The organism is Streptomyces sp. 7R007 (assembly GCF_054850255.1).
Genome location: NZ_JBTWMV010000013.1, coordinates 169426 through 193761, shown reverse-complemented (window position 1 = coordinate 193761; position 24336 = coordinate 169426). Strand labels below are relative to the sequence as shown.

At 71.7% G+C, this 24336-nt stretch carries 22 protein-coding genes and 1 pseudogene; 12 read left to right on the top strand and 11 right to left on the bottom strand.

Annotated features, from left to right (window positions below):
• The first annotated feature begins 17 nt into the window (after nucleotides 1-17).
• The 7 genes from ACYF6T_RS19520 to ACYF6T_RS19490 all read left to right on the top strand — a co-directional run bounded on the left by ACYF6T_RS19520 (nucleotide 18) and on the right by ACYF6T_RS19490 (nucleotide 8050).
• On the top strand, nucleotides 18-1700 hold the full coding sequence (locus ACYF6T_RS19520; RefSeq protein ID WP_461698048.1) for a B12-binding domain-containing radical SAM protein: 1683 nt from the start codon (nucleotides 18-20) through the stop codon (nucleotides 1698-1700).
• A complete protein-coding gene (locus ACYF6T_RS19515) occupies nucleotides 1697-2773 on the top strand; it encodes a sulfotransferase family protein (RefSeq protein WP_461698047.1) in 1077 nt (358 codons plus the stop codon). Before ACYF6T_RS19520 ends, ACYF6T_RS19515 begins: the two co-directional genes overlap by 4 nt.
• A gap of 95 nt (nucleotides 2774-2868) precedes the next feature.
• A complete protein-coding gene (locus ACYF6T_RS19510) occupies nucleotides 2869-3660 on the top strand; it encodes a class I SAM-dependent methyltransferase (RefSeq protein WP_461698046.1) in 792 nt (263 codons plus the stop codon).
• Nucleotides 3657-4127, top strand: a complete 471-nt coding sequence (locus ACYF6T_RS19505) for a rubrerythrin family protein (RefSeq protein ID WP_461698045.1) — start codon at nucleotides 3657-3659, stop codon at nucleotides 4125-4127. Before ACYF6T_RS19510 ends, ACYF6T_RS19505 begins: the two co-directional genes overlap by 4 nt.
• Nucleotides 4120-6102 carry a methyltransferase domain-containing protein gene (locus ACYF6T_RS19500; protein WP_461698044.1) on the top strand — a complete coding sequence of 661 codons (1983 nt, stop codon included), beginning with the start codon at nucleotides 4120-4122 and terminating at the stop codon, nucleotides 6100-6102. Before ACYF6T_RS19505 ends, ACYF6T_RS19500 begins: the two co-directional genes overlap by 8 nt.
• Nucleotides 6099-7436 carry a sulfotransferase gene (locus ACYF6T_RS19495; protein ID WP_461698043.1) on the top strand — a complete coding sequence of 446 codons (1338 nt, stop codon included), beginning with the start codon at nucleotides 6099-6101 and terminating at the stop codon, nucleotides 7434-7436. Before ACYF6T_RS19500 ends, ACYF6T_RS19495 begins: the two co-directional genes overlap by 4 nt.
• A gap of 11 nt (nucleotides 7437-7447) precedes the next feature.
• The gene (locus ACYF6T_RS19490) at nucleotides 7448-8050 is read left to right on the top strand and encodes an adenine phosphoribosyltransferase (protein WP_461698042.1); all 603 of its coding nucleotides are present in this window, start codon (nucleotides 7448-7450) and stop codon (nucleotides 8048-8050) included.
• A gap of 15 nt (nucleotides 8051-8065) precedes the next feature.
• Here the strand turns inward: ACYF6T_RS19490 and ACYF6T_RS19485 are convergent, their stop codons facing one another.
• Nucleotides 8066-8686, bottom strand: a complete 621-nt coding sequence (locus ACYF6T_RS19485) for a helix-turn-helix transcriptional regulator (RefSeq protein ID WP_461698041.1) — start codon at nucleotides 8684-8686, stop codon at nucleotides 8066-8068.
• 216 nt (nucleotides 8687-8902) lie between these two features.
• Here ACYF6T_RS19485 and ACYF6T_RS19480 point away from each other — a divergent pair, with 216 nt between their 5' ends.
• The 4 genes from ACYF6T_RS19480 to ACYF6T_RS19465 all read left to right on the top strand — a co-directional run bounded on the left by ACYF6T_RS19480 (nucleotide 8903) and on the right by ACYF6T_RS19465 (nucleotide 12600).
• A complete protein-coding gene (locus ACYF6T_RS19480) occupies nucleotides 8903-9739 on the top strand; it encodes an S-methyl-5'-thioadenosine phosphorylase (RefSeq protein WP_461698040.1) in 837 nt (278 codons plus the stop codon).
• Between the two features lie 471 nt (nucleotides 9740-10210).
• Entirely contained in the window at nucleotides 10211-10477 is a 267-nt protein-coding gene (locus ACYF6T_RS19475; RefSeq protein ID WP_461698039.1) for a PqqD family protein, read from the top strand.
• A gap of 31 nt (nucleotides 10478-10508) precedes the next feature.
• The gene (locus ACYF6T_RS19470) at nucleotides 10509-11294 is read left to right on the top strand and encodes a nucleotidyltransferase domain-containing protein (protein ID WP_461698038.1); all 786 of its coding nucleotides are present in this window, start codon (nucleotides 10509-10511) and stop codon (nucleotides 11292-11294) included.
• 7 nt (nucleotides 11295-11301) lie between these two features.
• Entirely contained in the window at nucleotides 11302-12600 is a 1299-nt protein-coding gene (locus ACYF6T_RS19465; protein WP_461698037.1) for an MFS transporter, read from the top strand.
• A gap of 16 nt (nucleotides 12601-12616) precedes the next feature.
• Here ACYF6T_RS19465 and ACYF6T_RS19460 read toward each other — a convergent pair whose 3' ends face one another.
• Together ACYF6T_RS19460 and ACYF6T_RS19455 are read right to left on the bottom strand one after the other, a co-directional pair.
• Nucleotides 12617-13006, bottom strand: coding sequence for a DUF190 domain-containing protein (locus tag ACYF6T_RS19460; protein WP_461698036.1), 390 nt, complete (start codon nucleotides 13004-13006; stop codon nucleotides 12617-12619).
• A 183-nt stretch (nucleotides 13007-13189) separates the two neighbouring features.
• Nucleotides 13190-13651 carry an RrF2 family transcriptional regulator gene (locus ACYF6T_RS19455; protein WP_461698035.1) on the bottom strand — a complete coding sequence of 154 codons (462 nt, stop codon included), beginning with the start codon at nucleotides 13649-13651 and terminating at the stop codon, nucleotides 13190-13192.
• Nucleotides 13652-13886: 235 nt separating this feature from the next.
• Between ACYF6T_RS19455 and ACYF6T_RS19450 the strand changes: the two genes are divergently transcribed.
• Nucleotides 13887-16601 carry an FAD/NAD(P)-binding protein gene (locus ACYF6T_RS19450; RefSeq protein ID WP_461698034.1) on the top strand — a complete coding sequence of 905 codons (2715 nt, stop codon included), beginning with the start codon at nucleotides 13887-13889 and terminating at the stop codon, nucleotides 16599-16601.
• A gap of 779 nt (nucleotides 16602-17380) precedes the next feature.
• Here ACYF6T_RS19450 and ACYF6T_RS19445 read toward each other — a convergent pair.
• The 8 genes and pseudogenes from ACYF6T_RS19445 to ACYF6T_RS19410 all read right to left on the bottom strand — a co-directional run.
• Nucleotides 17381-17494: pseudogene (locus tag ACYF6T_RS19445) on the bottom strand (VOC family protein); the annotation flags it as partial.
• Nucleotides 17495-17548: 54 nt separating this feature from the next.
• Nucleotides 17549-18661 carry an MSMEG_0565 family glycosyltransferase gene (locus ACYF6T_RS19440; RefSeq protein WP_461698033.1) on the bottom strand — a complete coding sequence of 371 codons (1113 nt, stop codon included), beginning with the start codon at nucleotides 18659-18661 and terminating at the stop codon, nucleotides 17549-17551.
• Nucleotides 18658-19494, bottom strand: coding sequence for a carbon-nitrogen hydrolase family protein (locus ACYF6T_RS19435; RefSeq protein WP_461698032.1), 837 nt, complete (start codon nucleotides 19492-19494; stop codon nucleotides 18658-18660). Before ACYF6T_RS19435 ends, ACYF6T_RS19440 begins: the two co-directional genes overlap by 4 nt.
• Entirely contained in the window at nucleotides 19491-20342 is an 852-nt protein-coding gene (locus ACYF6T_RS19430) for a carbon-nitrogen hydrolase family protein (RefSeq protein WP_461698031.1), read from the bottom strand. The genes ACYF6T_RS19435 and ACYF6T_RS19430 overlap by 4 nt, the downstream gene beginning before the upstream one ends.
• On the bottom strand, nucleotides 20339-21850 hold the full coding sequence (locus ACYF6T_RS19425; RefSeq protein ID WP_461698030.1) for an MSMEG_0567/sll0787 family protein: 1512 nt from the start codon (nucleotides 21848-21850) through the stop codon (nucleotides 20339-20341). Before ACYF6T_RS19425 ends, ACYF6T_RS19430 begins: the two co-directional genes overlap by 4 nt.
• The gene (locus ACYF6T_RS19420; RefSeq protein ID WP_461698029.1) at nucleotides 21847-22938 is read right to left on the bottom strand and encodes an MSMEG_0568 family radical SAM protein; all 1092 of its coding nucleotides are present in this window, start codon (nucleotides 22936-22938) and stop codon (nucleotides 21847-21849) included. Before ACYF6T_RS19420 ends, ACYF6T_RS19425 begins: the two co-directional genes overlap by 4 nt.
• Nucleotides 22939-22948: 10 nt before the next feature.
• On the bottom strand, nucleotides 22949-23479 hold the full coding sequence (locus ACYF6T_RS19415; protein WP_059193510.1) for an MSMEG_0572/Sll0783 family nitrogen starvation response protein: 531 nt from the start codon (nucleotides 23477-23479) through the stop codon (nucleotides 22949-22951).
• A 41-nt stretch (nucleotides 23480-23520) separates the two neighbouring features.
• The gene (locus ACYF6T_RS19410; RefSeq protein ID WP_461698028.1) at nucleotides 23521-24336 is read right to left on the bottom strand and encodes an amidohydrolase family protein; all 816 of its coding nucleotides are present in this window, start codon (nucleotides 24334-24336) and stop codon (nucleotides 23521-23523) included.

Sequence of the window (24336 nt, the reverse complement as noted above, 5' to 3'; positions counted from 1 at the left end):
TGGCAAAGGAGCGCTTCATGGCACCCAAATCCCTCGCCCTGGAGTTGTACGCGAACGCCGATGAACTGGTGGACCACCAGTTCATGAACCAGATGCGCGAACAGGACGTCACCCCGGTCCCCACCGACCCGTCGCTGCCGCGCTTCACCCTGGTCGTGGGCCCGTCCCCGTTCACCATGCCGCGTGGCTGGGAGTTCTTCCTGACCTCACCGTACGAGGGCGCGAGCTACATCTCGACCGTCCTGCACAACGCCGGCTACCCGGTGCGCATCGTCGACGTCCGCTACGACCTCGACCCGCTGAAGTCGGCCTACGACCAGATCGTCGGGCAGACCGACGTGCTGGGCCTGTGCACCTTCGAGGACAACTTCCCCTTCTGCCGCGAGCTGATGGCGAAGGTCCGCGAGGCGGAGCCGGACGTGCCGATCATCGTGGGCGGCTCCCTGTGCACGTCGGTGCCGCACATCTTCATGGAGCACACCGCGGCGGACATCGTCGTCATCAGCGAGGGCGAGATCACCATCCTGGAGCTGATGGAGAGCTACGCCTCCGGCAACTGGTCCCGGGACCTGCCCAACATCCGCGGCATCTGCTACCGCACCCCGGAGGGCGAGGCCAAGCGCACCCGGCCGCGCGGCCAGATGATGGACCTCGACGCGCTGCCGCGCATGCGTCTGGACCTGTGGCCCCAGTACCACAGCCCGATGGGCCTGCAGCCGCAGATCATCTCCTCCTACAGCCGCGGCTGCAAGATGGACTGTTCCTTCTGCTACCGGACGACGCCGCAGGTCAGGGCGAAGTCGCCGGAGAAGATGGACCGGGACATGGCATGGCTGAAGAGCCAGTACGGCATCGAGTTCTCCTTCTTCGTCGACCTGACGTTCAGCTCCCACCGCAAACAGACGCTGGAGATCTGCGACGTCATCAAGGACCACGACATCCGCTGGACGTGCCTGACCCGGTGCGCCGACATGGACGAGCCCCGCATCAACGCCATGCGCGACTCCGGCTGCGACATCATCCTCTACGGCGTGGAGTCGCTCGGTACCGAGGTGCTGCGCGAGGCCCGCAAGGGCAGCAGTGAGAACCTGACCGTGCGGGCCATGCGGACCACCTTCGACGCCGGTGTGCGCTTCGGTTCCCTGCTCATCGTGGGCCTGCCCAACGAGAGCGAGGAATCGCTCAGCCACATGGTCGAGTTCGCCGAGACGTACAACCACGTCACCCGGGTGAAGTACCTGTCGGCCATGCCGGGGACCACGATCTACAAGCAGGCCCTCGCCTCCGGCACCATCCGCTCGGAAGTCGACCACCTGAACTGGCTGTCGATCGAACAGGCCCTGCACGAGGACGAGTTCCTCAACGTCTCCGGACTGCCGGAGCAGGTGTGCCGGGACGCCTACAAGCGCATCTACGACGCCTACCAGCCTGGGCCGGTGATGAACTTCCGGCACTTCCCCGAGCACTTCCAGTACTTCCACCCGCAGCCCGACGACGGGTCGGAGCGCTCGACCAGCTACGCGGGCCGTCAGTGGCGCGCCGAGTTCAGCTCGGCCGCCGGCCCGCTGGCACCCGGCTCGGAGCGCTTCACCCTCGACCAGTGCGCCTCGCCCGAGGTGGCCCGGGCCGGCAGCAGCCTGATGCAGTGCGGCGCCAAGACGATGCCCTCGCCGTCGCTGGCCGGTGTCGGCGAGGCATGACGGACCAGCACGGTCCCGTCCTGATCATCGGGACCGAACGATCGGGCTCCAACCTGCTGCGGCTGATCCTCAACGCCCACTCGCGGATCACCATCCCGCATCCACCGCATTTCATGCGGTTCCTCACGCCCGTCGCCGGATCCTACGGGGACCTGTCGGACCCGGCCGGGCGTGCGCGGGCGGTGGCGGACGCCCTGGGTCTGCTGCGCCGGCACATCCATCCGTGGCCGCACCCCGTCGATCCCGGCCGGGTGCTGGCCGCGGCCGCCGCCGCACCGGACCTGTTCGGGATCGTGGCCGCCGTCTACGAGGAGCACCGCATCGCCACCGGCAAGGCCCGCTGGGGATGCAAGAGCACCTTCATGGTGGACCACGTGGCCGAGGTGCTGGCCGGCCGCCCGGACGCACGGTTCGTGTGGCTGGTGCGCGACCCGTGCGACGTGGCGGCCTCCGCCAAGCGCGCGGTGTTCGGCCCCAGCCACCCCTACCGCATGGCACAGCTGTGGCGGGCCCAGCAAGAGCGTGCCCAAGCGGCGCTGGAGACCTACGGCGCCGAACGGGTGCACCTGCTGCGCTACGAGGACCTGGTCTCGCGGCCACGGGAGGAGATCGGCCGGCTCTGCGCCTTCCTGGACGAGCGTCCGGAGCCGGCCATGTTCGAGCATCACAAGTCCGCCGACGCGCGCCAGACGGCGCGGTTGGCGAAAGCCTGGCACCAGGCCGGCCAGCCGGTCGTCACCGACCGTATCGGCACCGGCCGCCAGGGGCTCTCCCGCCGTGAGCGGCTGCTGGTGGACAAGGTGACCGGGCCGCTCAAGCGGTCGCTCGGCTATCCGGTCGACCCCGCGGCGGCCACCGAACCGGATCCCTCACCGCTGGCCGTGGCCGTGCGCTCGGCCTGGCTGCGCGCGCGTATCGAGTGGCACTCCCTGCGCGAGGACGACAACCACCGCGCCCGCCTGCGCCGCGACGTGTACGTGCGCCGGCTCCGCCTGCGCACGGTCCTGCGACGCGTCCGCGTCCCCGCGGCGGGAACGGCGCCGCACCTGCCCGCGCGCCGTACCGCCCTGTGACGCCGCGCAGCCCGACACCACCGCTCTTTCCCGGTCCGCCCCCTGCCCGCTCGCGACGGGGCGGCGGACCCGGAGCCGACTGCGAGGAGTTTTTGTTGACCATCAGTCGCAAGGACGTAGCCGAACACTTCTCCCTGCGGGCACCCACCTACGACCGCTCCAGTTCCTGGTGCACCGACACCGAACTGGGCGATCTGCTGCTCGAACTCGCCCGCCCGGAACCGCACTCCCGCGTCCTCGACGTGGCCTGCGGCACCGGCCTGGTGTCCCGTCTGTTCAGCGGACGCGTCGCGGAGCTGGTCGGCGTCGACCTCACCGAGGGGATGGCCCAGCAGGCCGCGCCCCACCTCGACCGCCTGGTCATCAGCCCGGCCGAGAACCTCCCCTTCGAGGACGACTCCTTCGACGTCGTCGTGTGCCGGCAGGGCATCCAGTTCATGGACCTGCCGGACGCGGTGGCGGAGATGGTCCGCGTGGTCCGGCCCGGCGGCCGGGTCGTCGTGGTCAACCTCTGCGCCTACGACGAGCGGGACCGCGAGGAGTACTTCGAGATCCTGCGGCTGCGCAACCCCGTACGGCGCCACTTCTTCCTCCCCTCCGACCTGGAGGACCTGCTGCGCAAGGCGGGGTGCGACCGGACGGACACCCGGTCCTACGTGTCGCTGGAGGACGTGGACGTCTGGTCGGACAACGGAGCCATCGAGGAAGAGCGCCGGGAGGCGATCCGCGAGGTCTACCGCACCGCCTCGCTGGACTTCCGCGCACTGCACGCCGTCCGCGAGGCCGACGGGCGCTTCACCGACCACATGCTGTTCGTCCTGGCGGCCGGCACCAAGCCCGAGCCCGTGCGCACTCCTTCCGAGGAGAGTTCCCGAGGAGAGTCATGACGTATCTGTCCGACGCACTCGCGGGTGACCTGCGCGCGGCCGTGGCCGCCGAGGCGGCTTCCGCGGTGCGCTACACCTACTTCGCCCAGACGGCCGAGATCGAGGGGCACGGCGAGATCGCGCGGCTCTTCACCGAGCTGGCCGACAGCCTCGTCTGCGCCGCGCACGGCCATCTCGACGTGCTGCGCGAGGCCGGCGACCCCGACCGCACGGACGGTGTCGGGGACACCCGGCTCAACCTCGCCTCCAGCGTGGTCGACACCCTCCACGACGCCGGCGAGCTGTACCCCCGCCTGACCGCCGCCGCCCATGCGGAGGGCCACGCCGACGCGGCGAGCTGGCTGAGCACGCTGACGGCGCTCAAGAAGCGGCACACCGGTCGCCTGAAGACCGCGCTGGACCAGCTCACGGACGCGTCCGGCGTACAGCCCGCCCTCCTCATCTCCCCTGGAGGCACGGATGACTGAGGATCTCCTCACCCAGACCGCGGTGGCGGCGGACCGGTACGACGCCTCGTCGATCGTGGTCTTCTCCGGACTGCAGGCCGTACGCCGCAACCCGTCGATGTACATCGGGTCGACCACGGCGGACGGCCTGCACCACCTCGTGTCGGAGCTGCTGGACAACGCGGTCGACGAGCACAAGGCCGGCTTCTGCACGACCGTGTCGGTGACCCTGCGCGAGGACGGCACCTGCGTCGTGGAGGACGACGGCCGCGGCATCCCGGTGGACCCGCACCCCGACTCGGGCCGCCCGGCCTGCGAGGTCGTGCTGACCACCCTGCACGCCGGCGGCAAGTTCACCGCGGGCAACTACGTGCACTCCGCCGGACTGCACGGCGTGGGACTGTCGTGCGTCAACGCACTGTCGGCATGGCTGCGCGTGGACGTGCGGCGCGCGGGGACGCACTACAGCCAGGAGTACGTACGCGGTGAGCCGACCGCCGCGCTGAGCGTCCGGGGACCGGCCGAACGGCGCGGCACCGTCATCGCCTTCCGGCCCGATCCGGAGATCTTCGACACCGTCGAGTTCTCCGCGTCGGCGCTGGGCGAACGGCTCCAGGAGATCGCCTTCCTGCACAGCGGCCTGACCGCCCGCCTGGTGGACGAGCGCACCGGACAGGTGACGCGCTACGCCTTCAGCAGCGGGGTGCGCGGCTTCCTGGACCACCTCAACGCCGGTGCGACCGTCGTCCACCCCGAACCGGTGGTGGTGTCGTTCGCGGACGACGCCTCGGTCTCCTTCGATCTGGCCTTCCAGTGGACCGAGGGCTACACCGAGGAACTGCGGAGCTTCGTCAACGGCGTGCGCACCGACCAGGGCGGGGCCCATGTGGACGGCATCCGGGCCGCGTTGTCCGAAGTGATCAACCGCTACGCCACCGCCCAGGGGCTGCTGGACGCGCGCACCGGCGAGCGCATCACCACCGTCGACGTCCTCGAAGGCCTCACCGCGGTCGTCTCCCTGCGGATGGCCGCTCCGCGCTTCGACGGGCAGACCAAGAAACGGCTGCAGAACGCCGAGGTGGACCGCGTCGTGCACGACGCGGTGGCGGCCGAGTTCACCCGGCGCATCGAGAGCGACGACCACCTGGGACGGCAGGTGGCGCACCGCGTCCTGGACGCCGCCCGGGCCCGCCTCGCCGCCCGCCTGGCCGGCCGCACCGCCCGCCACCAGCGCCGCGAGCTGGACATCGACTACACCGTCTACCAGCGGCAGTTCGGCATCCGGTCCAAGAACTGGCACGACTCGTGCACCTGGCTGACGGACGAGGAACTGCTCGCCAAGCACGTGGAGATGTGCGAGGTGCCGGCCGACGCCAGGATGCTCGACGTGTGCTGCGGCAGCGGCGTCGTGGGCGGCTCCTTCAGGGGCCGGGTCGGGGAGATGATCGGCCTGGACCTCACCCCGGAGATGGTCGAGCTGGCGTCGTCCCGGCTGGACCGCGTGGACCGCGGCACCGTCTACGACCTGCCCTACCCGGACGCCTCCTTCGATCTGGTGGTCACCCGCGAGGTACTGCACCTGCTGCCGCAGCCCGAGCGGCCGGTGTCGGAGATCTTCCGGGTCCTGCGCCCCGGCGGTCAGTTCATCGTCGGCCAGATCGTGCCCTTCGCCGACGAGGACGCCTTCTGGATGTACCGCGTCTTCAAGAAGAAGCAGCCGCTGCTCTACCAGATGTTCCGCGAGGAGGAGTTCCGCGCCCTGCTGACGGGAGCGGGTTTCACCGACGTGCGGATGACGGAGCACCTGCTGTGGGAGTCCATCGACCTGTGGATCGACACCCACGAGACGACCCCCGCGCACCGGCGCGAGATCCAGCAGCTGTTCTACGACGCGCCTGCCGAGGTCCGCGACGTCCACCCCTTCGAAGTGCTGCCCGACGGATCCATCCGTGACCAGTGGCGATGGTGTGTGTATTCGCTCAGGAAGCCCCTGTGATCCGGGCGACGGACGGGCACCGCGACACCAGCGCACCCGATGTGCTGCTGTCGCTGCACGACCGGCTGCGGGTGCTCAGGCAGGAACGGGCCCGTCCGCTGGAGGACTTCACCGCCAGGGTGCGCTCCGTGCTGGTCATCGCCTCCAGCTCGCGCGGCGGCTCCAGCATGCTCACCGAGACGCTGCGCGCCTCCCAGGACCTGCTGCACCTCCAGGCCGAGATCAACCCGTTCCTGCGGCTGGTGGACCTCGTCCCCCCGGCCAGCGGCACCGGCTCCGACCGGCTCGACGCCGGGCACCTCGACGCGCTGCTGCCCAGTGCCCGGCACCTGCTCGACCAGGAACTGGCCTGTGACGCCGGTACCGCGTCCGCCGGGGGCGACCCCGAACAGCTGGCGCTGGACATCGCCTGGCGGCTCACCGTGCAGTGGCCGCACCTGCCGCTCGACCCGCTGGAGATCGCCGCACAGGCCAGGAAACTGCTGAGCCGGGTCCCGCCGCCGGATGCGGCCGAGGTGACCCTGGCGATGCTGCGGCACCTGCATCGCCAGGGCCTGGAGGTCAGCCCCTGGTACTACGACCTGCCGCACGACCTGCTGCGCCGGGAGGGGTTCGGTGCGCCCTCGCCCCGGGCGCCCGGGCCGGTGCTGGTCGAGGAGCCGCCGTTCGTGCTGGCCCGCCCGTGGCGCCGGGTGACGCCGGCCGACCTGCGCGAGCGCACCCTGGTGATCAAGACGCCCAGCAACGTCCATCGCCTGGACTTCCTGCGGGCGCTGTTCCCCAACGCCCGGATGCGGATCCTGCACCTGACCCGCAACCCGGCCGCCGCGGTGAACGGCCTGTACGACGGGTGGCTGCACCACGGCTTCCACGCACACCGCGTCAGCACCCCGCTGGCCATCACCGACTACGTGGAGCGGTGCGAGGACAACCGGTGGTGGTGGAAGTTCGATCTGCCGCCCGGCTGGCAGGAGTTCACCGGCGCCCCGCTGCTGGACGTGTGCGCCTTCCAGTGGCGCAGCAGCCACCAGGCCGTACTCGACGACCTCGGTGCCTGCCGGTCGGAGAGCCTGACCCTGCGCTTCGAGGACTTCATCGGCAGTGCCGAGCGCCGGGTCGCCTCCTTCGAGCGGTTGTGCCAGTGGCTCGGCATCCCGTTGCGTGACGGGCTGCGGCGCGCCGTCCACCAAGGCATCGCCCCCGTCGTCGCCACCGCCGCGCCGCGTGCCGGCCGCTGGCACAGCCGCGCCGACCTGATCGGGCGGGCGCTGGACAAGGCGACCCTGCACGTGGCCGACCGCCTCGGCTATGCCGACCCCGCTCACTGGATCTGACGGAGGAACACATGACCTCGTACGAACGGCCGTTCGCGACCGTCCCGCTCGACGCCGCCGACGAGCGGGCGGCCGAGATCCTGCTCGGCCGCCGGCTGGCGGGTTTCATCCGCGACGTCCCCGACTACCCGCGTCCGGGTGTCGTCTTCAAGGACATCGCGCCTCTGCTGGCCGATGCGCAGGCACTGTCCTCGCTGGTCGGCCTGTTGTCCGCGATGTGCCGACGGCGCGGTGCGACGAAGGTGGCGGGGCTGGAGGCGCGCGGCTTCCTCCTCGCCGCGCCGGTGGCCGTGCAGTGCGGCATCGGGTGCGTCCCGGTGCGCAAGGCCGGCAAGCTGCCCGGGGCCACCCTCAGGCAGTCCTACGAGCTGGAGTACGGCGCGGCGGAACTGGAGATCCAGCAGGACGCCTTGGCCGCGGACGACCGCGTGGTCGTGATCGACGACGTCCTGGCCACCGGCGGCACCGCGGAGGCGGCCATCGGCCTGATCCGGGCCGGCGGCGCGCAGGTCGCCGGTGTCGCCGTCCTGATGGAGCTGTCGTTCCTCGCGGGCCGCGCACGGCTGAGGAGCCTGCTCGACGGCGACCACGTCGACGCGGCGATCACCGTCTGACGCCGGCCGGTGTCCTCACTCCCAGATCCTGGACGCGGCCAGCGCGACCTCGGTGCGGTTGGAGCAGTCGAACTTCAGCATCAGGTTGGACAGGTGCCGTTTGACACCGTGGATCGAGATGCCCAGCGCCCGGGCGATCTGCTGATTGGTCAGCCCCTGCACCAGCAGTCTCAGCACGGACAGTTCCCGGGCGGTGAGCCGGCTGCTGCGGCGTGCCGGCCGGCCGACGGCCTCCGCCTCCGCGCGCAGCGGAGCCGCGGCCCCGGTGGCCGGCAGCGCCATCTGCCGGAACGTCTCCGTAAGGACGTCCAGGGTGATGCACTGCTCCAGCAGCCAGGCGTCCACGCTCCGGCCGTGGGCGAGCCCGGGGTGCAGCGCCGCGGTGTCGGACAGGCTCAGCACGAGCCGCGCGCCGCGCTTGCGGGTCAGCGCGCCAAGAGCGGGTCCGTAGGCGCTCAGCGGCAACACGCACACGTCGAAGTCCGCGCCGTCGGTGAGGTGGCGCTCGGCGTCACCGCTGTCCTGGCACACCACGTAGCGGCCGACCGAAGGCACCTGGTCGAGCAGGGCCGGAATGCCGTAGAAGGCCAATTCGTTGTGGGCGAGCCACATGACGTTCAACTGCCGAGCGTTCAACCGAGTACTTCTTCCAGCGCGTCGGTGCAGCAACTTCAGCCTTAAGTAGGAGTATTCCTCACCTGCCTGATTTCGAGAAGTTCGACCTCGAACAGAGAACGGGGTTGAATTCGCCGCGAGGTTGGCCATTGGATGGACGCGACGAGCGGTTTGGCTCGACCGTCACCGGACGCCGCCGTTCGTGCCGATGACACCCCCTGCCGCTAGGAGCGAGAAATGACCGATCTGCCCGACGCCGAGATCGGCGTCATCGGCGGTTCCGGCTTGTATTCCTTCCTCGACGGCGTCACCGAGGTGACTGTCGAAACACCCTACGGTCCGCCCAGTGACGCGCTGCTCATCGGCGAGTACTCGGGGCGGACCGTCGCCTTCCTGCCCCGGCACGGCCGCGGGCACTCCCTGCCACCCCACCGCATCAACTACCGCGCCAACCTGTGGGCACTGCGCTCCGTGGGCGTGCGCCAGATCCTGGCGCCCTGCGCCGTGGGGGGCCTGCGCCCCGATTTCGGTCCCGGTACGCTCGTCCTGCCCGACCAGGTCGTGGACCGCACCTACGGCCGGGAGCACACCTTCTACGACGGCCACCAGCGCTCCGACGGCGCCGTTCCGCAGGTGGTGCACGTCCCGATGGCCGACCCCTACTGCCCGGCGGGCCGCGAGGCAGTGCTGGCGGCGGCCCGCGCGGAGGGCTGGGAACCCCGTACGGAGGCCACGCTCGTAGTCATCCAGGGCCCGCGCTTCTCCACCCGTGCCGAGTCCCGGTGGAACGCCGCCGCCGGCGGATCGATCGTCGGCATGACCGGCCTGCCCGAAGCCTCGCTCGCCCGTGAACTCGGCCTCTGCTACACCTCCATCGCGCTCGTCACCGACCTGGACGCCGGCGTGGAGGTGGGCGAAGGCGTCACCCACGACGAGGTGCTGCGGGTCTTCGCCGAGAACATCGACCGGCTGCGCCCCGTCCTGTTCGGTGCCGTCAAGGGACTCTCCAGCACGCGCTCGTGCCCCTGCGGCCATGCCCTGGACGGGGTGGAAACCGGCCTCGGCGTGTCCTGACCCCCGCCTCGTCCGAGGCGTGACACCGGCCCCGAAACGCCCTGCCGCCCCATGTCCGCGGCATGCGCGAAAAGGATTCGGAGCCGGTGTTCAGGCATGCCCGAATTCGCTTGGAATAGCCGCCGAAAAAGCGGTCCTAAATTTCGCGGGAACGGCTTGCACGGCCTGCCTCGGCTCTGATGGACTTTCCATCGCCGGTTCGATCGGCAGAATAATCCCAGCAACAGATTGGAGATCGTCATGCGCGAGTACCGTCGCCCTGAGATCAGCGACACCGAGATGAAGCGCACGGCCGTCGAAGGCCCGTGACGCGACTGCGCCCGCTCATCGCGCGGAATTCCTTCGGATCCGCGTGATCCCGGGCTCCCGGTCGGTGTGACCCCGTGGGCGCACCGGCCAGCAGGCCGGGGAGGGACTTCCCTCCCCGGCCTGAATTGGCCTCAGGCACATCGACGCTAAGGAACCAAGACTGTGGAAGCACCACCGTTGAGGCGTTACGACGTGCGGGTCTCGGTCGGTGAGGACGGGCCCGTACTCATCCAGTACGGCAAGGCGTTCACACTCAACGCGCTCGGGCTGGAGATCTGGAAACGGTGTGACGGAAAGACCAGCATCGCCGACATCGGCGCCGCCATCGCGCAGACCTACGCGGCCGACGCCGAGCTGGTCCAGGCGGACACCGCCGAGTTCGTCGCCACCCTGCGCACCCGTGGCCTCGTCGCCCCGGCACCGTACTGACCAACCCCGCCACAACCGGCCAGGAGAGACCGTGCACAGCGAGATCTTCCCCGTCTCCATGCTCACCGACATCGGCAGCCGGATCGTCACCGGCACCCACACCGACGCCGCCATCGCCTACATCAGCGGGTCCCTGGTCGAGGGATACGGGAACGAGACGTCGGACCTCGACATCTACGTCATCTACGAGAACCCCACGCCCGAGCAGTCCCAGTCGGGCCGCAGCGACCTGTACGCCATCGAGACCGACTTCGTCGGCGAGCTGCGCACCGACACCGAGATCTGGTCGCTGAAATGGCTGACCGGCCTGGCGGACCGCATCAGCGGCTGGCAGCCGATGGACTGGGCGGGCGCCCAGTCCTTCGAGAACCGCGACCTGGACCTGGCCCACCGCCTGCGCATCGGACTGCCCATCCTCGGCGGGGACCGCTTCCAGGCGCTGCGCGAACGCTTCGACTGGCAACGGCTGGCGGGCATCATCATGTTGAAGCGTTTCCTCGCCTACACCGGGGCCGCGGAGGACGCCATCGGCTCGGTGGACGCCGGCCGTCCCCTCGCCGCCATGCTGCACTCACGCGACGCACTCGGTTACGCCGTCGACGCGCTGCTCGCCGCCCACGGCAACACCAACCCCAAGCCCAAGTGGCGCGAGTCGAAACTCGCCGACCTCGCGGACGACACGCTGACCCGCCTCTACACCGAGGCCGAGCTGGACTGTTCCAGTGAGCCCGACGACCTGACGGCGGGCGCAAGGCGGCGGCTGAGCGTGGCCAGCGGCATCGCGGCCGAGGCACTGGCTGTCGCCCTGGAGGCATGAACTTTCGATGCTCGACGAGCGAGAGCGCCACCGCAGGAACACGGGGCGGACGTGGCACGGTGCCTTCCGGATCCTGTGGTCGGCGACGGTGGTCTCCCGCTTCGGCGACGGGCTGCGCAAGACCGCCGTCCCCCTGCTGGCGGCGAGTCTGACCTCCTCCCCCTTCCTGCTGTCCCTCGTGTCGGTCGTCAACTACCTGCCCTGGCTGCTGTTCGGCATGGTGGGCGGAGCGTTGGCCGACCGGGTGGACCGGCAGACCGCGATGTGGGTCACCGACCTCCTGCGCGGCACCGTGGGCTGCGTCCTCGCGGTCCTCGTGGCCACCGGACACGCCGGCATCGGCGCTCTGATGCTGGTCGGCTTCGCCTTGTCGTGCCTGCAGACGCTGTTCGACAGCGCCTCGTCGTCGATGCTGCCCTCCGTGGTGCCGGCCGACGAACTCATGGTCGCCAACGGCCGCCTCAGCGTGGCGCGCACCATCGCCGAAACCCTCATCGGCGCGACTGTCGCGGCCACACTCTTCGGGGCGGCCCCTTCCCTCCCCTTCGTGCTGGACGCCGCCAGCTTCCTGGCTGCCGCCGCCCTCGTACTGCGCCTGCGCCTACCGGCACCCTCCGGGGCACGGGTCGGCCACCGCCGCCCGGCGCGGCCGTTGCGCCAGGAGGTCGCGGAGGGCCTCGGCTGGCTCGGCCGGGACAGGCAGGTGCGGACCGTGTGCGGCGCCGCGTGGGTCAGCAGCCTCGGCATGGCCGTCTACGGCAGCACCCTCGTGCTGCAGTTGACACGGGCCATGCACACACCCGTCGACCGGTACGGGGTGGTGATGGCCGGCTCCGGGGTGGGCGGGCTGCTCGGCGGGCTGGTCGCGGCCCGGGTCACCCGGGCGCTGGGAACACCCCGTGCACTCGGCTGCAGCCTGCTGGCCTGTGCGACGGGGGTGGCACTGCTGGCCGTCTGCCCGGACTACCGTGTCGCCGCCCTGCTGCTGGGGGTGGTGTACTGCGGGTTCATGGTGTGGAACGCCAACGAGACCACCGTCCTTCAGCAGCGCGTCCCCGAGGACCTGCGCGGACGCGTCCTCGCGGCCAACCACACCCTCAACGTCGTGGCGTTGCCCGTGGGAGCGCTGCTGGGCGGCATCACGGCCCAGCACTTCGGTCTGGCCGCCCCCGACTTTCTGGGCGCCGCACTGCTGTCGGCCGGGGTCCTGCCGGTGTGGCGCCTGGTGTCCCTGGACAGCCCCGCGGCCGGCCGCAAGCCGGCCGCGGGGCCTGCTGAGCCGGGTACGGCCCCGCACGAGGCGTGAGCCGCAGCCGGCCGCTTCACCGCAGCGTGAACTGCCGCACCTGGTCGAGCACTATGGATTCGACACCGCTGAACGCCGCGACCTCCGGCAGGAAGCTGAGGATCTTGACTTCCTCGTCCACCGCGATGACCCACAGCGGCAGCCGGTCGGTCAGGGAGAGACTCCGCGTGGTGTGAATGACCCCGTCCTGGCCGAACCCCTCCATGGCGTGGAACACGGCGGTGTTGGCCAGCCCATGGACCTTCGCCCGGCGGACGATCTCGCAGTACAGCGGCTTGTGGTTCCAGGTCGTGCCGCCGGGGACGATGACGGTGAGCCGGCAGCCGACCACCAGACCGGGGGGACGCCTCTCCTCGGCCGCCGCCTCCGCGGCAGGTTGCGGAGAGGTGCGTGACCGCCAGGCCATCCCTCAACCTCCCTTGTCTCGGCGGGCGTCGATGCTCCCATGTGTCCGCGACGCGACGGGCCCGGACAGGGCGGGCGCCTGCTCACGGCGTCCTGGACACGAGCCACATACTGGGGCCGCCCCCACCACGCCCGCCACCGTTCATCCGGGAGCATTCCTCCCTCGAACACGCGCCGGGACCTCTCACCCGGGCCCGGGCTCCCGGGCGGAGTACTCCTGCGCCCGGTGCCGTACGAGGTCCGGCAGCTCACCCCGGGCGAGATCGGCACACGTGGTGGTCTCCAGCACCTGACGCAGACTGGCCCGCACGGCCCGCCACACATCGGGCAGCGCCGCCGCGGCGCCCGGGTACCGCAGGCCGCTCAGACTGAGATCGCGCACCTTGGCCAGGGGACCGTCCACCGCCCGGATCACCGCGGCCAGGCTGATCTCCTCCGCCGGCGCGGCCAGCACGTATCCGCCGCGCGGGCCCCGCACACTGCGCACGAGATGGGCCATCCGCAGGGCGCGCAGCACTTCGAACAGGAACCGCACCGGGATGTCCTGCCGGGCAGCGACCTGCTCGGCCGTCAGCGGCGTACCGGCACCGGCCGCAAGCTCCGCCATGGCACGCACCGCGTAATCCGCCCTCGCCGAGATCCGCATGCGCCGAACCTCTCACACGTCCGCACCTCGGCGAAACGTGCCTCCCTCGTACGCGCCCACGCTTGTTGCCGGTAGTTCATGAAAATGGTGAACTACCGCCTACCGGCGCCGGCCCAGCCCGCCTCGCCTCCCGCAACCGGGCCTCCGCCGCCGGATCCGTCTCTCCGTCGAAGCCTTCGCCGACGCCACCGCGCCCGGCACCGTACGAGGCCCCATCGCACCGACCGGAGGCAGTATGAGGTCTTCCGCATCCGTCACCCGCGGATCCGTGGCCGTCGTAGGGATGGGCGCGGCCGGCACACTGGTCGCCCTCCAGCTCTGCGAGATCGCCGTACGCCGGCACCTCCCGCTCGACATCCTGCTGATCGACCCGGCGCCCGAAGCGGGCCGCGGCCGGGCCTACGCCACGCGTGATCCGCGGCACCTGCTGAACGTGCCCGCCGGAGGCATGAGCTGCTATCCGGACGACCCCGGTCACTTCGTGCGCTGGCTGTGCCGCCACGGCCAGCCCACCGTCACCGCGGCCGACTTCGTGCCCCGCCACCGCTACGGCGCCTACCTCGCGGACATCCTGGGCCAGGCCATCATCGCCGCCCACGGCACCGCCGCGATCCGGCGACTGCGTACCCGGGTGACCGACTGCCGCGTCAGCGGCCGCACGGCCTGGCTGCGGATGGCCGACGGCACCACCGTCGAGGCGGACGGGGTGGTGCTCGCCGTCGGCCCCACGTCCCTGTCCGCCGCCCGCCTGCCCGTCACCCTGCACAGCAGCGACCGCTTCGTCCCCGACCCCTGGGCGCCCGGCGCCCTGGACGCCCCCGCCGCCCCCGGGTGCACGGACGACGTCCTGCTCGTGGGCACCGGGCTGACCGCCGTGGACGTGGCACTGCACCTGGAGCGACCCGGCCGCACCGTGCACGCGATCTCCCGCACCGGCCTGCTCCCCCAGGCACACCTGGTCACCGCCCTGCCCCCGGCGGACGTCGGCGACCTCCCCGCGGACCTCGGCCTGCGCGCGCTGCGCACCGCCGTGTACCGCCATGTCAGCCGGGTGCGGCGCACCCAGGGCGACTGGCGCCCCGCGGTGGACGGACTGCGCCCCCACACCGCACGCCTGTGGGCTTCCCTGTCCCCCGAGGAACGCGCCGAGTTCCTGCGGCACGACGCTGCCCTCTGGAACACACACCGCCACCGCATGCCGCCGACGACCTCGGAAGCACTGGCCCGCATGCTGCGCACCCGGCGCCTGCGCACCCGCCGCGCCGAGGTCACCGACGCCCACCGCCGCACCTCCACCACCTGGGCTGTCGACCTCAGCGACGGCCACCGGCTCACCGCGGGCTGGATCATCGACTGCACCGGAGCGGGCCTGTCCCTGACGGACTCCACCGATGTGCTGTGGCGCAACCTGCGGCGGCACGGCCTGGCGGTGCCGGGTCCCCTGGGCATCGGTGTGGCAACCCGCGGCGGGCGGCTCTGCGATGCGGCCGGGCACCCCCGTCACCCCCTGTGGACGCTGGGCGCGCCGCGCCGGGGCGAACTGTGGGAGACCACCGCGATCCCCGAGATCCGTGCCCAGGCCGTGACGGTGGCCGACCAAGTGCTCGCCCTGCCCGCCTTCAGCCACGCGACCGGCACACCGGGCCGCCGCGCCCGCAGACGCCCCACGGACGGCGGCGGGCTCGCCCTCACCACCCACTCCGCTGCCGCAGCCGCGTACCGCTCGGGAACCGAGCGCGTGCTCAAGGTGCAGGCGGGCGCCGAGCGGGCGTTCCGCCGCGCCACGGCACTCGACCCGGGCTTCGCCGTCGCCCACGCCGCTCTCGCCCTGATCGGTTACGAGAGCGGTGCCGACGTGGACATCTCCCGCGCCCTGGCACAGGCGCGCAGGTGCGCCGGCGAGCGAGCCGACGACCGCGAGCGCGCCTTCGTCGACATGGTGCTCACGCGCGTCAGCGGCCGGGCCCCCGAGGCCGACGCCGCCCTGCTGCGCTACCTCGACGACTTCCCCGGCGACCGGCTCGCCCTCGCCGCCGCGGTCCCCACCATCTCGTTCGCCGGACTGCACGACGCCCACAACGGCGTCGCCCGACGTGTGGTGGAGCGCACCGCGCCGGCCCACGCGGGACACTGGTTCCACACCTCCCTGCTCGCCTTCGTACGGCAGGAGACGGGGCATTTCGACGAGGCCGGTCAACTGGCCGAGCAGGCACTGGCCGCGCAACCCGACGCGGGCCACGCCATGCACGCGCTCGCCCACGTGCACTACGAACAGGGCGATCACGCAACAGGACGCGGCAGGCTGGACGACTGGCTCGCCGGCCACGGCCGCGGGGGCAGCCACCGCGCTCACTTCTCCTGGCACGCCGCCCTGCACGAGCTGGCCCTTGACGACAGCGCGGCCGTACGGCGCAGGTGGGCGGCCCAGTTGGCGCCCGGCAAGGTCACGGGGGTGCGCGCGCTCGTCGACTCCGGCTCCCTGCTGTGGCGGGCGTGGCTGGCCGGTTGCTGGCAGGGGCGGTTACCCATCACCGAAGTCGTGGACGCGGTCGCCGCCGACGCGTTCGAACGCCCCGCCACCGCCTTCACCGCCCTGCACGCGGCGATCGCCCTCACCGCCGCGGGCGACCTGCCGGGACTGCGGCGCCTGCGCTCCCACGCGCGGACGGCCGACCTCGCGCAGCAGCAGGTCATCGCCCCATTGTGCGAGGCGTTCGAAAGCGTCGTGGAGGAGGCGTGGTCCCTGGCGGCACGGCGGCTGGAGCGTCTCCTGCCCGCTCTCCCCCGCGTCGGCGGCAGCGCCGCTCAACGCGAGGTCATCGAGGAGACCCTGCTTTACGCACTGGTCTCGGCAGGGCACTGCGACGCGGCCCGCAAACGCCTGCAACAGCGTCTGGACCGGCGTTTCTCCCCCCACGACAAACGACGACTCGCGGCCCTTCCGGCCTGACGCCGATTAACGCCGGATCTCCCGCCCCGGCCGTCAGGCCCTCGCCGTGGTCGTCGCTCGCCACCAGGACCCGGCAGCGCGGGGCTGTGCGGGGTCGCGTCCCATGCCGCCCCTTCGGCGCTGTCCGGCTGGTGGCCGCGAAGGCAGGAAGTGCCTCAGACCAGCGAGCATGAGGATTGCCGAGGTCCTTGTTCCCGCCACCATCGGAGGCACTTTGCTCTGGGAGAGGGAGTCGGCGGTGCCGCCGTGTGATGGTCGCGGAAATCGCGGCTGGTGAGGTCGTCGACAGCCATGGCTGGCAGGAGGGCGACAGCGCCGTCGATCTCGTCGTTGGTCTCCTCAACCGTCGGCGTGTGGACGACAGTCGGGGCGCGGACCTCGTCCGACGGCGCAGCGCATGCAGCACCAGCGTCCCGTCATCGGTGCCGGGCTGGGTCGTCCACGCCCAGGGCCCGCGCGAAGCCCGCTGCAATGCCGGAGGCAGCCGACCGCCGATGCCCGGCACTGCGTGGCCGTCGGGATGTAGCACCACCTTCGTCCAGCCCTCGTCACGGGCGTCGAAGTGCTCGTAGCGCCTGCCCCGTGCCCCCTTACGCTCGCAGGTGCTAGGACGGGCTCGGGCTCCGTGGCTGCGGCACGCCTCTGCGGGCCGTTCACCAGAGGTCCGCGTACACCTTCGGCGCGATACAGCCTTCACCGACCGATCAGCCGACTCTTCCGTACCGGACCACTACCGATCAAGGACGCGTCTCCGAGTTCGCCGGATTCGGGGTCGGCAGTCCGCTGAAAGCCCAGACCGGCCTGCCGAGCAGCTCGGACCAGAAAGCAGCCAGCCGCTCGGGGTCCGTGGCATCGACGGTGAGGGCATTGATCTGCATAGATGAGTCCGCGATGCCTCGATCCTCTCAAACGAGGAGTCCGCAGCCGCTGCGTACGCGAACCTCCCGTCAGGTGCGCCCGGGATCGTCGGCGCCCCTCAGCCACGAGACGTAGAACGCCAGGTGGCGTTCCGCAGCCGTGGCCCAGGTGTGGCGGGCGGCGAGTCGACGGCCCCTTGCCCGCCGCTCGGGGGTGTCGTCCGCGAGCGCGGCGCCGAGCTCGGCGGCCAGGTCCTGGTGGGTGGTCGCGAAACGCGCGGCGCTGTCGAACACCTCGCGCAATACGGGCAGATCGCGTACGACCAGCGGAACTCCCGCGGCCAGTGCCTCCATCGCGGCGAGTCCGAAGCCCTCCTTGACGGACGGGAAGGCGAAGGCGGAGGCGGCGGCCACCAGGGGCGGCAGTTCGTCCTCGGCGACCTGGCCCAACACGACCGGTTCCACCCGGAGTTCGGCTGCCCGTGCCTCCCAGCGGGCTCGGTAGTCGCGGTAGTCGAAGAGGGTCTCACCGCCCGCGATCACCAGTCGTACGTCCGGGTGTGCGCAGCGCAGCAGCGCGTACGCCTCCAACAGGTCCAGCGAGCCCTTGCGCGGCTCGATGCCGCCGACGGTCAGGACGTAACGGCCCAGACGGGCACGCCAGTTCGCGCGGGCGGCCGGCTCGGTGGTGGCGAAACGGTCGTAGGCCACTCCATTGGGGATGACCACCGCCTTGATGCCCCAGCCGTCGGACAGTTCCGTGGCGACGGCCGCCGACACGCAGATGTGCGCGTACGGTTCGACGATGGCTCGCTCGTGGCAGACGGCCAGTTCGGGGGTGGTGAAGTGGTCGATGTGGTGGACCGTGCGGATGCAGCGGCCGCCGACCGCGTTGGCGCTGATGCAGTCCTGGGCGTGGACGATGTCGTACGCCGCCGCGAAGGGCTCGAATGCCCCGCCCAGGACGGTGATGGAGCGCAGGATCCGCTCGCCGACGGACTCCTCCGGCGGGCCGTCCGGGAACGGCACGATCCGCAGCCGTACGGCGGGGTCGACCGGCCGGAAGAAGCCCGCGTCGCCGCCGCGACCCAGCGTCCACACGGTGACGTCCTGCCCGGCTGCGGCGAGCGCCTCGGCGAGGGCGAGGGTGTGGACGACGCCGCCGCGCGGCTTGGTGGAGTAGCTCAGCAGCGCGATCTTCACGACGGGTTCTCCCGGTAGGCGTCGGGCCGGCGTTCGTCGAGGTGGCGCAGGATGCGCCGGGCGCGGTCGATCTCCTCGGCGACGTCGATCTCGGCGACCGCCAGGCCGGCCTTGGCCCAGGTGCGGGCGAGGATGTCACCGCCCGGGCCGACCACCTTGGACTGGCCGAGGAACCGCATGCCTCCCATGGAGCCGGTCTGGTTGGAGGAGGCGAGGACGAGCTGGTTCTCGGCGGCGCGGGCCTGGTCGTACAGGTCGAAGAGCCTGGCCTGGCGGTCCTGGGCCATGCGCGGGGCGCGGTTGGTGAGGGACGTGGGCCAGGCGGAGAGGCAGGCCAGGATCTCCGCGCCGTCCAGGGCCAGCGAGCGGGCCGACTCGGGAAAGGTCTTGTCGTAGTCGATGAGCATGCCGATGCGGCCGACGGGGGTGTCGAAGGCGTCGAAGCGGTCACCGGGCGCGTAGGCGGCGACCTCGCCGGCCGGCAGATGGACCTTGCGGTGGCGGCCGAGGACACCGTCGCCGCTGACGCAGACCGCGGCGTTGTAGCGTTCGTCGCCACCGTCCTCGCAGTAGCCGAGGCAGACCACCATCTCGGCGGCCAGACGGGCGACTTGGAGGATCAGCGGATCGTCCGGCTTCAGGGCCGGCGGCAGAGCGTCCGGGTCGGGGTGGCGCAGGTCGGCCAGGTAGCCGCCGAGCGCGGCGTCGGGCAGGACCAGCAGACCGGCGCCGGAGGCGCGCGCGTCGTCGATGAGCTTGGCGATGCGGGCCAGGTCGAACTCCAGGTCGCGGCCGAAGTGGGCGGCCGCGGCCGCGATCCGGATCGTGCTCATGCGCTGACTGCTCCTGTGGGTAGGTCGTAGGTCTCGGGCCGCCGGTCGCGCAGGTGTCCCATCGACCGGCGGGCGGTCTCCAGTGCCTGTACGACGTCCAGTTCGGCGACGGCGACGCCGGCGGCGACGCCCGTGTCGGCGAGGATCTCGCCGCCGGGGTCGACGACCTTGGCGCTGCCGACGAAGCGTAGCGACCCGAACGTGCCCGCCTGGTTGGCCGACAGCCACACGATCTGGTTCTCCAGCGCGCGGGCCCGGTCGAACAGGTCGAAGCGGCGTTTCCAGCGGTCCTCTTCGAGGCTGGCGGCCGCGTTGGTCCGGGATCCCGGCCACGCGGAGACGCAGACCCCGATCGCGGCGCCGTCGAGCGCGAGCGCGCGGGCGGACTCCGGGAACGCCTTGTCGTAGCAGATCATCATGCCGATCCGGCCGACCGGCGTGTCGAAGGCGTGGAAGCGGTCCCCGGAGGCGTAGCTGGCGTCCTCGCCGAGTGGCTGGTGGACCTTGCGGTGGTTGCCGAGGACGCCGTCGCCGGTGACGCAGACGACGCTGTTGTAGCGGGCTTCCCCGGCCGCTTCGCAGTATCCGGCGACGACCGTCATCTCCCCTGCCAGGGCGGCCAGTCGGCGGATCTCGGGGCCGTCGAGGGCGAGCGCGGGCGGGCCCTCGTCGAGTTCGGCGGAGTCGTCGAGGCTGAGCAGATACCCGCCGAGGCAGGCCTCGGGCAGCGCCAGCAGGCGTACGCCCTCCTCCCGGGCTTCCTTGATCAGCCGTTCGGCGATCTGGAAGTCCTCCTCCAGATCGCGGCCGAACTCGGCGGCGACGGCGGCCATGCGCAGGGTGGTCATGCCGTTCCCATCCCGGTCACGGTGGACATGACCGCTTCGGTGATCTCTCCGTCGGGCCAGCGCAGCCCGACGCCTTCTCCTCTGGTGAGCTCCCCGCACACCGCACCCGTGGCGGGTCCGGCGGGCAGGGGCGGTGCGTCCGGCCTGTCGGCCGTGAGCATCGCGAAGCCCGGGAAACAGGTGAGCCAGTCCCCCACGGTCGCGGCGCTCGGCCGGGGCACGGCGGCCACGTCGAGCACCGCGCGGCAGCCGCTCGCCTCGGCGAGCATGCCGAGGGTGCCGGCGATGCCCGCCATCGACACGTCCTTGGCGGCGGCGGGCCGTACGGCGGCCACCGCGCCGGTCATCGTGCGCAGTTCGTCCGTACGGCGGTGGCTGGTCGAGTCCCACTGGCGGCCCCGGTAGCCCGGGCGCCAGCTCCCGCCGAGGTCGGCGGTGAGCCGTACGGCGTGTCCGGGGCGGCCCCCGCCGCCCGGCACCGGCCGGTTTGTGCGGCCGAGCGCGGTCACCGACAGGGCGGCCGGGACGCCGAGCTGGGTGTGCCCGCCGAGCACCGGGACGTCGTACGCCTGTGCCGCCCGGGCCAGTCCGGCCAGGATCCGGGCGGCGTGCGCGGCGTCGCGGGCGCCCACCGCGTCCAGCAGCCCGAGCGGTGCGGCGCCCATCGCCGCGAGGTCGTTGACGTTCACCAGGACCGCGCACCAGCCCGCCCACTCGGGGTCCCGTTCGACCATGGACGGCACGATCGCGTCGCACGCCGCGATCACGTCGGTGCCGGGGACGGGCGCGCCGTCGTCACCGACGAAGCCGGTTCCTCCGAGCGCGGTCCGCGCCGCCGTGCGCAGGGCCCCGCCGACCGGGTCCTGGGCGGCGGCGCGAACCGCGGTCTCACGCAGCGGCGCCAGTAGCGGCCCCAAGGCGGCCTTGGCGTCCGCCGTCCGTATCGCGATGCGGCCGATCGGCCAGCGCATCAGGACGTGCGGTGCGCCCGCGACCGTCGTGTCCCGCACCCGCTGCCAGCCGAGCCGCCGGAACAGCACCTCGTTGCGGGCCTGGACGGTCGCGTCGAACCGCAGCGCGCCCTCCGCCTCCGCCCGGGCGCAGGCGGCCCGCACGAGCGCCGCACCGATGCCGTGCGGGCCACGGGCCCGGCGGGCGACGACCAGGCGGCCGCCCTGCCACCAGCCGAGGTCGGGGCCGTGGTCGACCGGGCAGAGGCGCACCCCGCCGACCACGGTGCCCTGCGGGTCCTTCGCGACCAGGACGACGGTCCGGGGGTCGGTGTCGCGGTCGTCCAGGTCGTGACGGGCGAAGAGCCCCTGCTCCTGGACGAAGGCGGCGCGGCGCAGCTCCCGGTAGGCGGCCGCGTCCGCCGTGCCGTCCGCCTCCTCGATGCGGAAGGCGGGCCGGCGCGCGAGCGTGCTGCGGTCGCCCAGCAGGGCCAGGATGTCCTGCGGAGGGTCCACGGCCGGCACGATGACGGAACCGTCGAGGTACACGGCGCTCACCCGCCCGCTGCCTGGAGCACACTGCATGCGCCGCAGGCCGCACAGCCGGCCTTCTGGTCCGCGCCGCTCATACCGGCGGCGCGCAGCTTCGCGGCGACGCCTTCGGTGACGTACCTGAGGAGTTCCGCGGTGGGTGACCCGACGCCGTCGCGGGCGGCGAGGGTGCCGCTCATCGGGCGGAAGGGGACGACGAACGGGTACACCCCCCGGTCGATCAGCCTGCCCGCCCCGGCGACGAGTTCGTCGGGATCCTCGCCCAGCCCGACGAGGAGGTAGGTGGAGACGCGGTTCGGTCCGAAGACGCGCACCGCCTCGTCCCACGCCGCCTCGTACTCGGCCAGCGGGACCGTCGACTTGCCGGGCATCCAGCGTCGGCGCACCTCGTCGTCGAGGGACTCGACGTGGATGCCGATGGCGGTGGCACCGGCGTCGTGCAGGGCGCGGATCCAGGCCAGGTCGCCGGGCGGTTCGCACTGCACCTGGATCGGCAGACCGGGCACGGCCGCCAGCACAGCCCGCACCGACCGCACGAGGTTGCGGGCGCCGCGGTCCGGCCCGGTGGTGGTGCCGGTGGTCATCACCATCTGCTTCACGCCGTCGAGCCGTACGGCGGCCTCGGCGACCTCGGCGAGCTGCGCCGGGGTCTTGGCGGCCACGGTGGCGCCCGAGCGCAGGGACTCCTCGATGGTGCAGAAGCGGCAGCGGTCGGATTCGGCGTAGCGGATGCAGGTCTGCACGACGGTGGTGGCCAGGACATCGGAGCCGTGCAGGCGGGCGATCTGCTCGTAGCGGATGCCGTCGGCGGTGGTCAGGTCGTAGAACTGCGGTCGCCGGACGGGTGTGAAGGTGATTCCGGTGTCCTCGTCACCGAGCCACACCTTGCCGTCGCGCACGGAGTAGGGACTGTGGGGGTTGCGGGGAAGGGCGGCGTTGGCACCGTCGACGAGGACGTGTCCGTCGTCGCTGGGGCCCGCGCCGTCCGGCCGCCGCACGGGCGCGTCCGCCGCGACGCCGCGCAGGGCGAGTTCGGCACGGGTCATGATCCGCACATCCACCGCCGTACCGCTGTCACCGGTGCCAACGCTCACGTCGTCCTCCCTACAGCTGGTAGGTGGAGTTGATGATGGCGCCCTTGCGCGCGTAGTGGATCAGCGCGTCCTGGACGTCCAGGGGGTGGGTGGGGATGACGCCCTCGATGAGGTCCTCCTCGCGGGCGCCGTGCAGGGAGAGGCCGAAGCGGCAGCAGTAGACCTTGCCGCCCTCGGCGATGAACGTCTTGAGCTGGTTGTTGATGTTGTGCTCGCCGGGGAAGGCGGAGTTGCCGGTGGTCGGGAAGCCGCGGGTGGCGAGGCAGTTGAGGGAGCCGGGCCCGTAGAAGTAGATCGCGGTCTCGAAGCCCTTGCGCAGGGCGCGGGTGGCCTGGAGGACGGCGACGAAGGAGACCGAGGACTCGTGGGCGATGCCGTGGACGAGGGTGAAGTACGTCTCTCCGTTCTCGGCCTGATAGTCGGGGAAGACCTTGGTGGAGCCGTAGATGCTGGTGCCCTCGGGCAGCGAGGGGTGCGGGATCTCGTCGAGGGACTTCTGCTCGACGTCGGAGAGTTCGGCGGTGACGACGGATTCGGACATGGCTGTCTCCTTGTGCGGACGGGAAGGGAGTGAGGGGGCGGTCAGTCGTAAAGCGCGGCGAACGTGTCCCGGAAGACCAGGTCGCCCAGTTCGCCGCCGCCGGTGGCTTCGGTGAGGCGGGCGTACTCGCCGGTGAAGTCGCCCCACGGCTGGTCGCTGGCGAAGAGCACCCGGTCGTGGCCGATGCCGCGGCGTTCGATCTCCTGGGCCAGCCAGCGGGGAGTGAAGCCGATGGCCCAGGAGAGATCGGTGTAGACGCGCTTGCCGGCGCTGATCCAGTCGAAGAACCGGGAGCCGACGAGCTTGATGTGGCCGCTCATCCCGCCGCCGAAGTGCACCAGATGGACGGGCACTTGACCGGCGTACCAGTCGACGAGATGGCCGACCTCGTCGATGTCGGAGGCGGCGCCGGGAGAGGTGTGCACATGGACGACGAGGCCGTGCCGGGCGGCCTCGGCGAAGATGCGGTCCAGCTGGGGGCGGCAGGCGGGATCCGTGGGGCGGCCGCCCAGCAGGAAGCTCAGCTTGAGGGCCTTGACCCCGGGCTCGCCCGCCAACTTCAGCGCCGCTGTGGTGCGTTGGGCGTCCTCCGGGCGCGGGGACACCCACAGCCCGGCACGGATCCGGTCGTCGCTCTGCGCGGCCTCCAGTGCCAGTTCGTTGAAGGAGAAGGCGATCGCGGGGTCCGGGACGCCGTAGTTGGGGATGACCAGAGCCCGTTCGGTGCCCTCCGCGTCCAGGTCGGCGATGAGCTGCTTGACGGTGGCGCGGGCGGTGGTGTCCGGGTTGACCGGTGGGCCGCCGTAGAAGGGATAGGCCGGCAGGACACCGATGTGGCGGTGTGCGTCGTGGACCAT

What these genes read in the sequence shown, in the direction of transcription:
- ACYF6T_RS19450 (WP_461698034.1), top strand. Translation starts at nt 13,887, where the DNA reads ATGAGGTCTTCCGCATCCGTCACCCGCGGATCCGTGGCCGTCGTAGGG.
- ACYF6T_RS19500 (WP_461698044.1), top strand. Translation starts at nt 4,120, where the DNA reads ATGACTGAGGATCTCCTCACCCAGACCGCGGTGGCGGCGGACCGGTAC.
- ACYF6T_RS19430 (WP_461698031.1), bottom strand. Translation starts at nt 20,342, where the DNA reads ATGACCACCCTGCGCATGGCCGCCGTCGCCGCCGAGTTCGGCCGCGAT.
- ACYF6T_RS19515 (WP_461698047.1), top strand. Translation starts at nt 1,697, where the DNA reads ATGACGGACCAGCACGGTCCCGTCCTGATCATCGGGACCGAACGATCG.
- ACYF6T_RS19520 (WP_461698048.1), top strand. Translation starts at nt 18, where the DNA reads ATGGCACCCAAATCCCTCGCCCTGGAGTTGTACGCGAACGCCGATGAA.
- ACYF6T_RS19505 (WP_461698045.1), top strand. Translation starts at nt 3,657, where the DNA reads ATGACGTATCTGTCCGACGCACTCGCGGGTGACCTGCGCGCGGCCGTG.
- ACYF6T_RS19435 (WP_461698032.1), bottom strand. Translation starts at nt 19,494, where the DNA reads ATGAGCACGATCCGGATCGCGGCCGCGGCCGCCCACTTCGGCCGCGAC.
- ACYF6T_RS19465 (WP_461698037.1), top strand. Translation starts at nt 11,302, where the DNA reads ATGCTCGACGAGCGAGAGCGCCACCGCAGGAACACGGGGCGGACGTGG.
- ACYF6T_RS19460 (WP_461698036.1), bottom strand. Translation starts at nt 13,006, where the DNA reads ATGGCCTGGCGGTCACGCACCTCTCCGCAACCTGCCGCGGAGGCGGCG.
- ACYF6T_RS19480 (WP_461698040.1), top strand. Translation starts at nt 8,903, where the DNA reads ATGACCGATCTGCCCGACGCCGAGATCGGCGTCATCGGCGGTTCCGGC.
- ACYF6T_RS19410 (WP_461698028.1), bottom strand. Translation starts at nt 24,336, where the DNA reads ATGGTCCACGACGCACACCGCCACATCGGTGTCCTGCCGGCCTATCCC.
- ACYF6T_RS19415 (WP_059193510.1), bottom strand. Translation starts at nt 23,479, where the DNA reads ATGTCCGAATCCGTCGTCACCGCCGAACTCTCCGACGTCGAGCAGAAG.
- ACYF6T_RS19490 (WP_461698042.1), top strand. Translation starts at nt 7,448, where the DNA reads ATGACCTCGTACGAACGGCCGTTCGCGACCGTCCCGCTCGACGCCGCC.
- ACYF6T_RS19455 (WP_461698035.1), bottom strand. Translation starts at nt 13,651, where the DNA reads ATGCGGATCTCGGCGAGGGCGGATTACGCGGTGCGTGCCATGGCGGAG.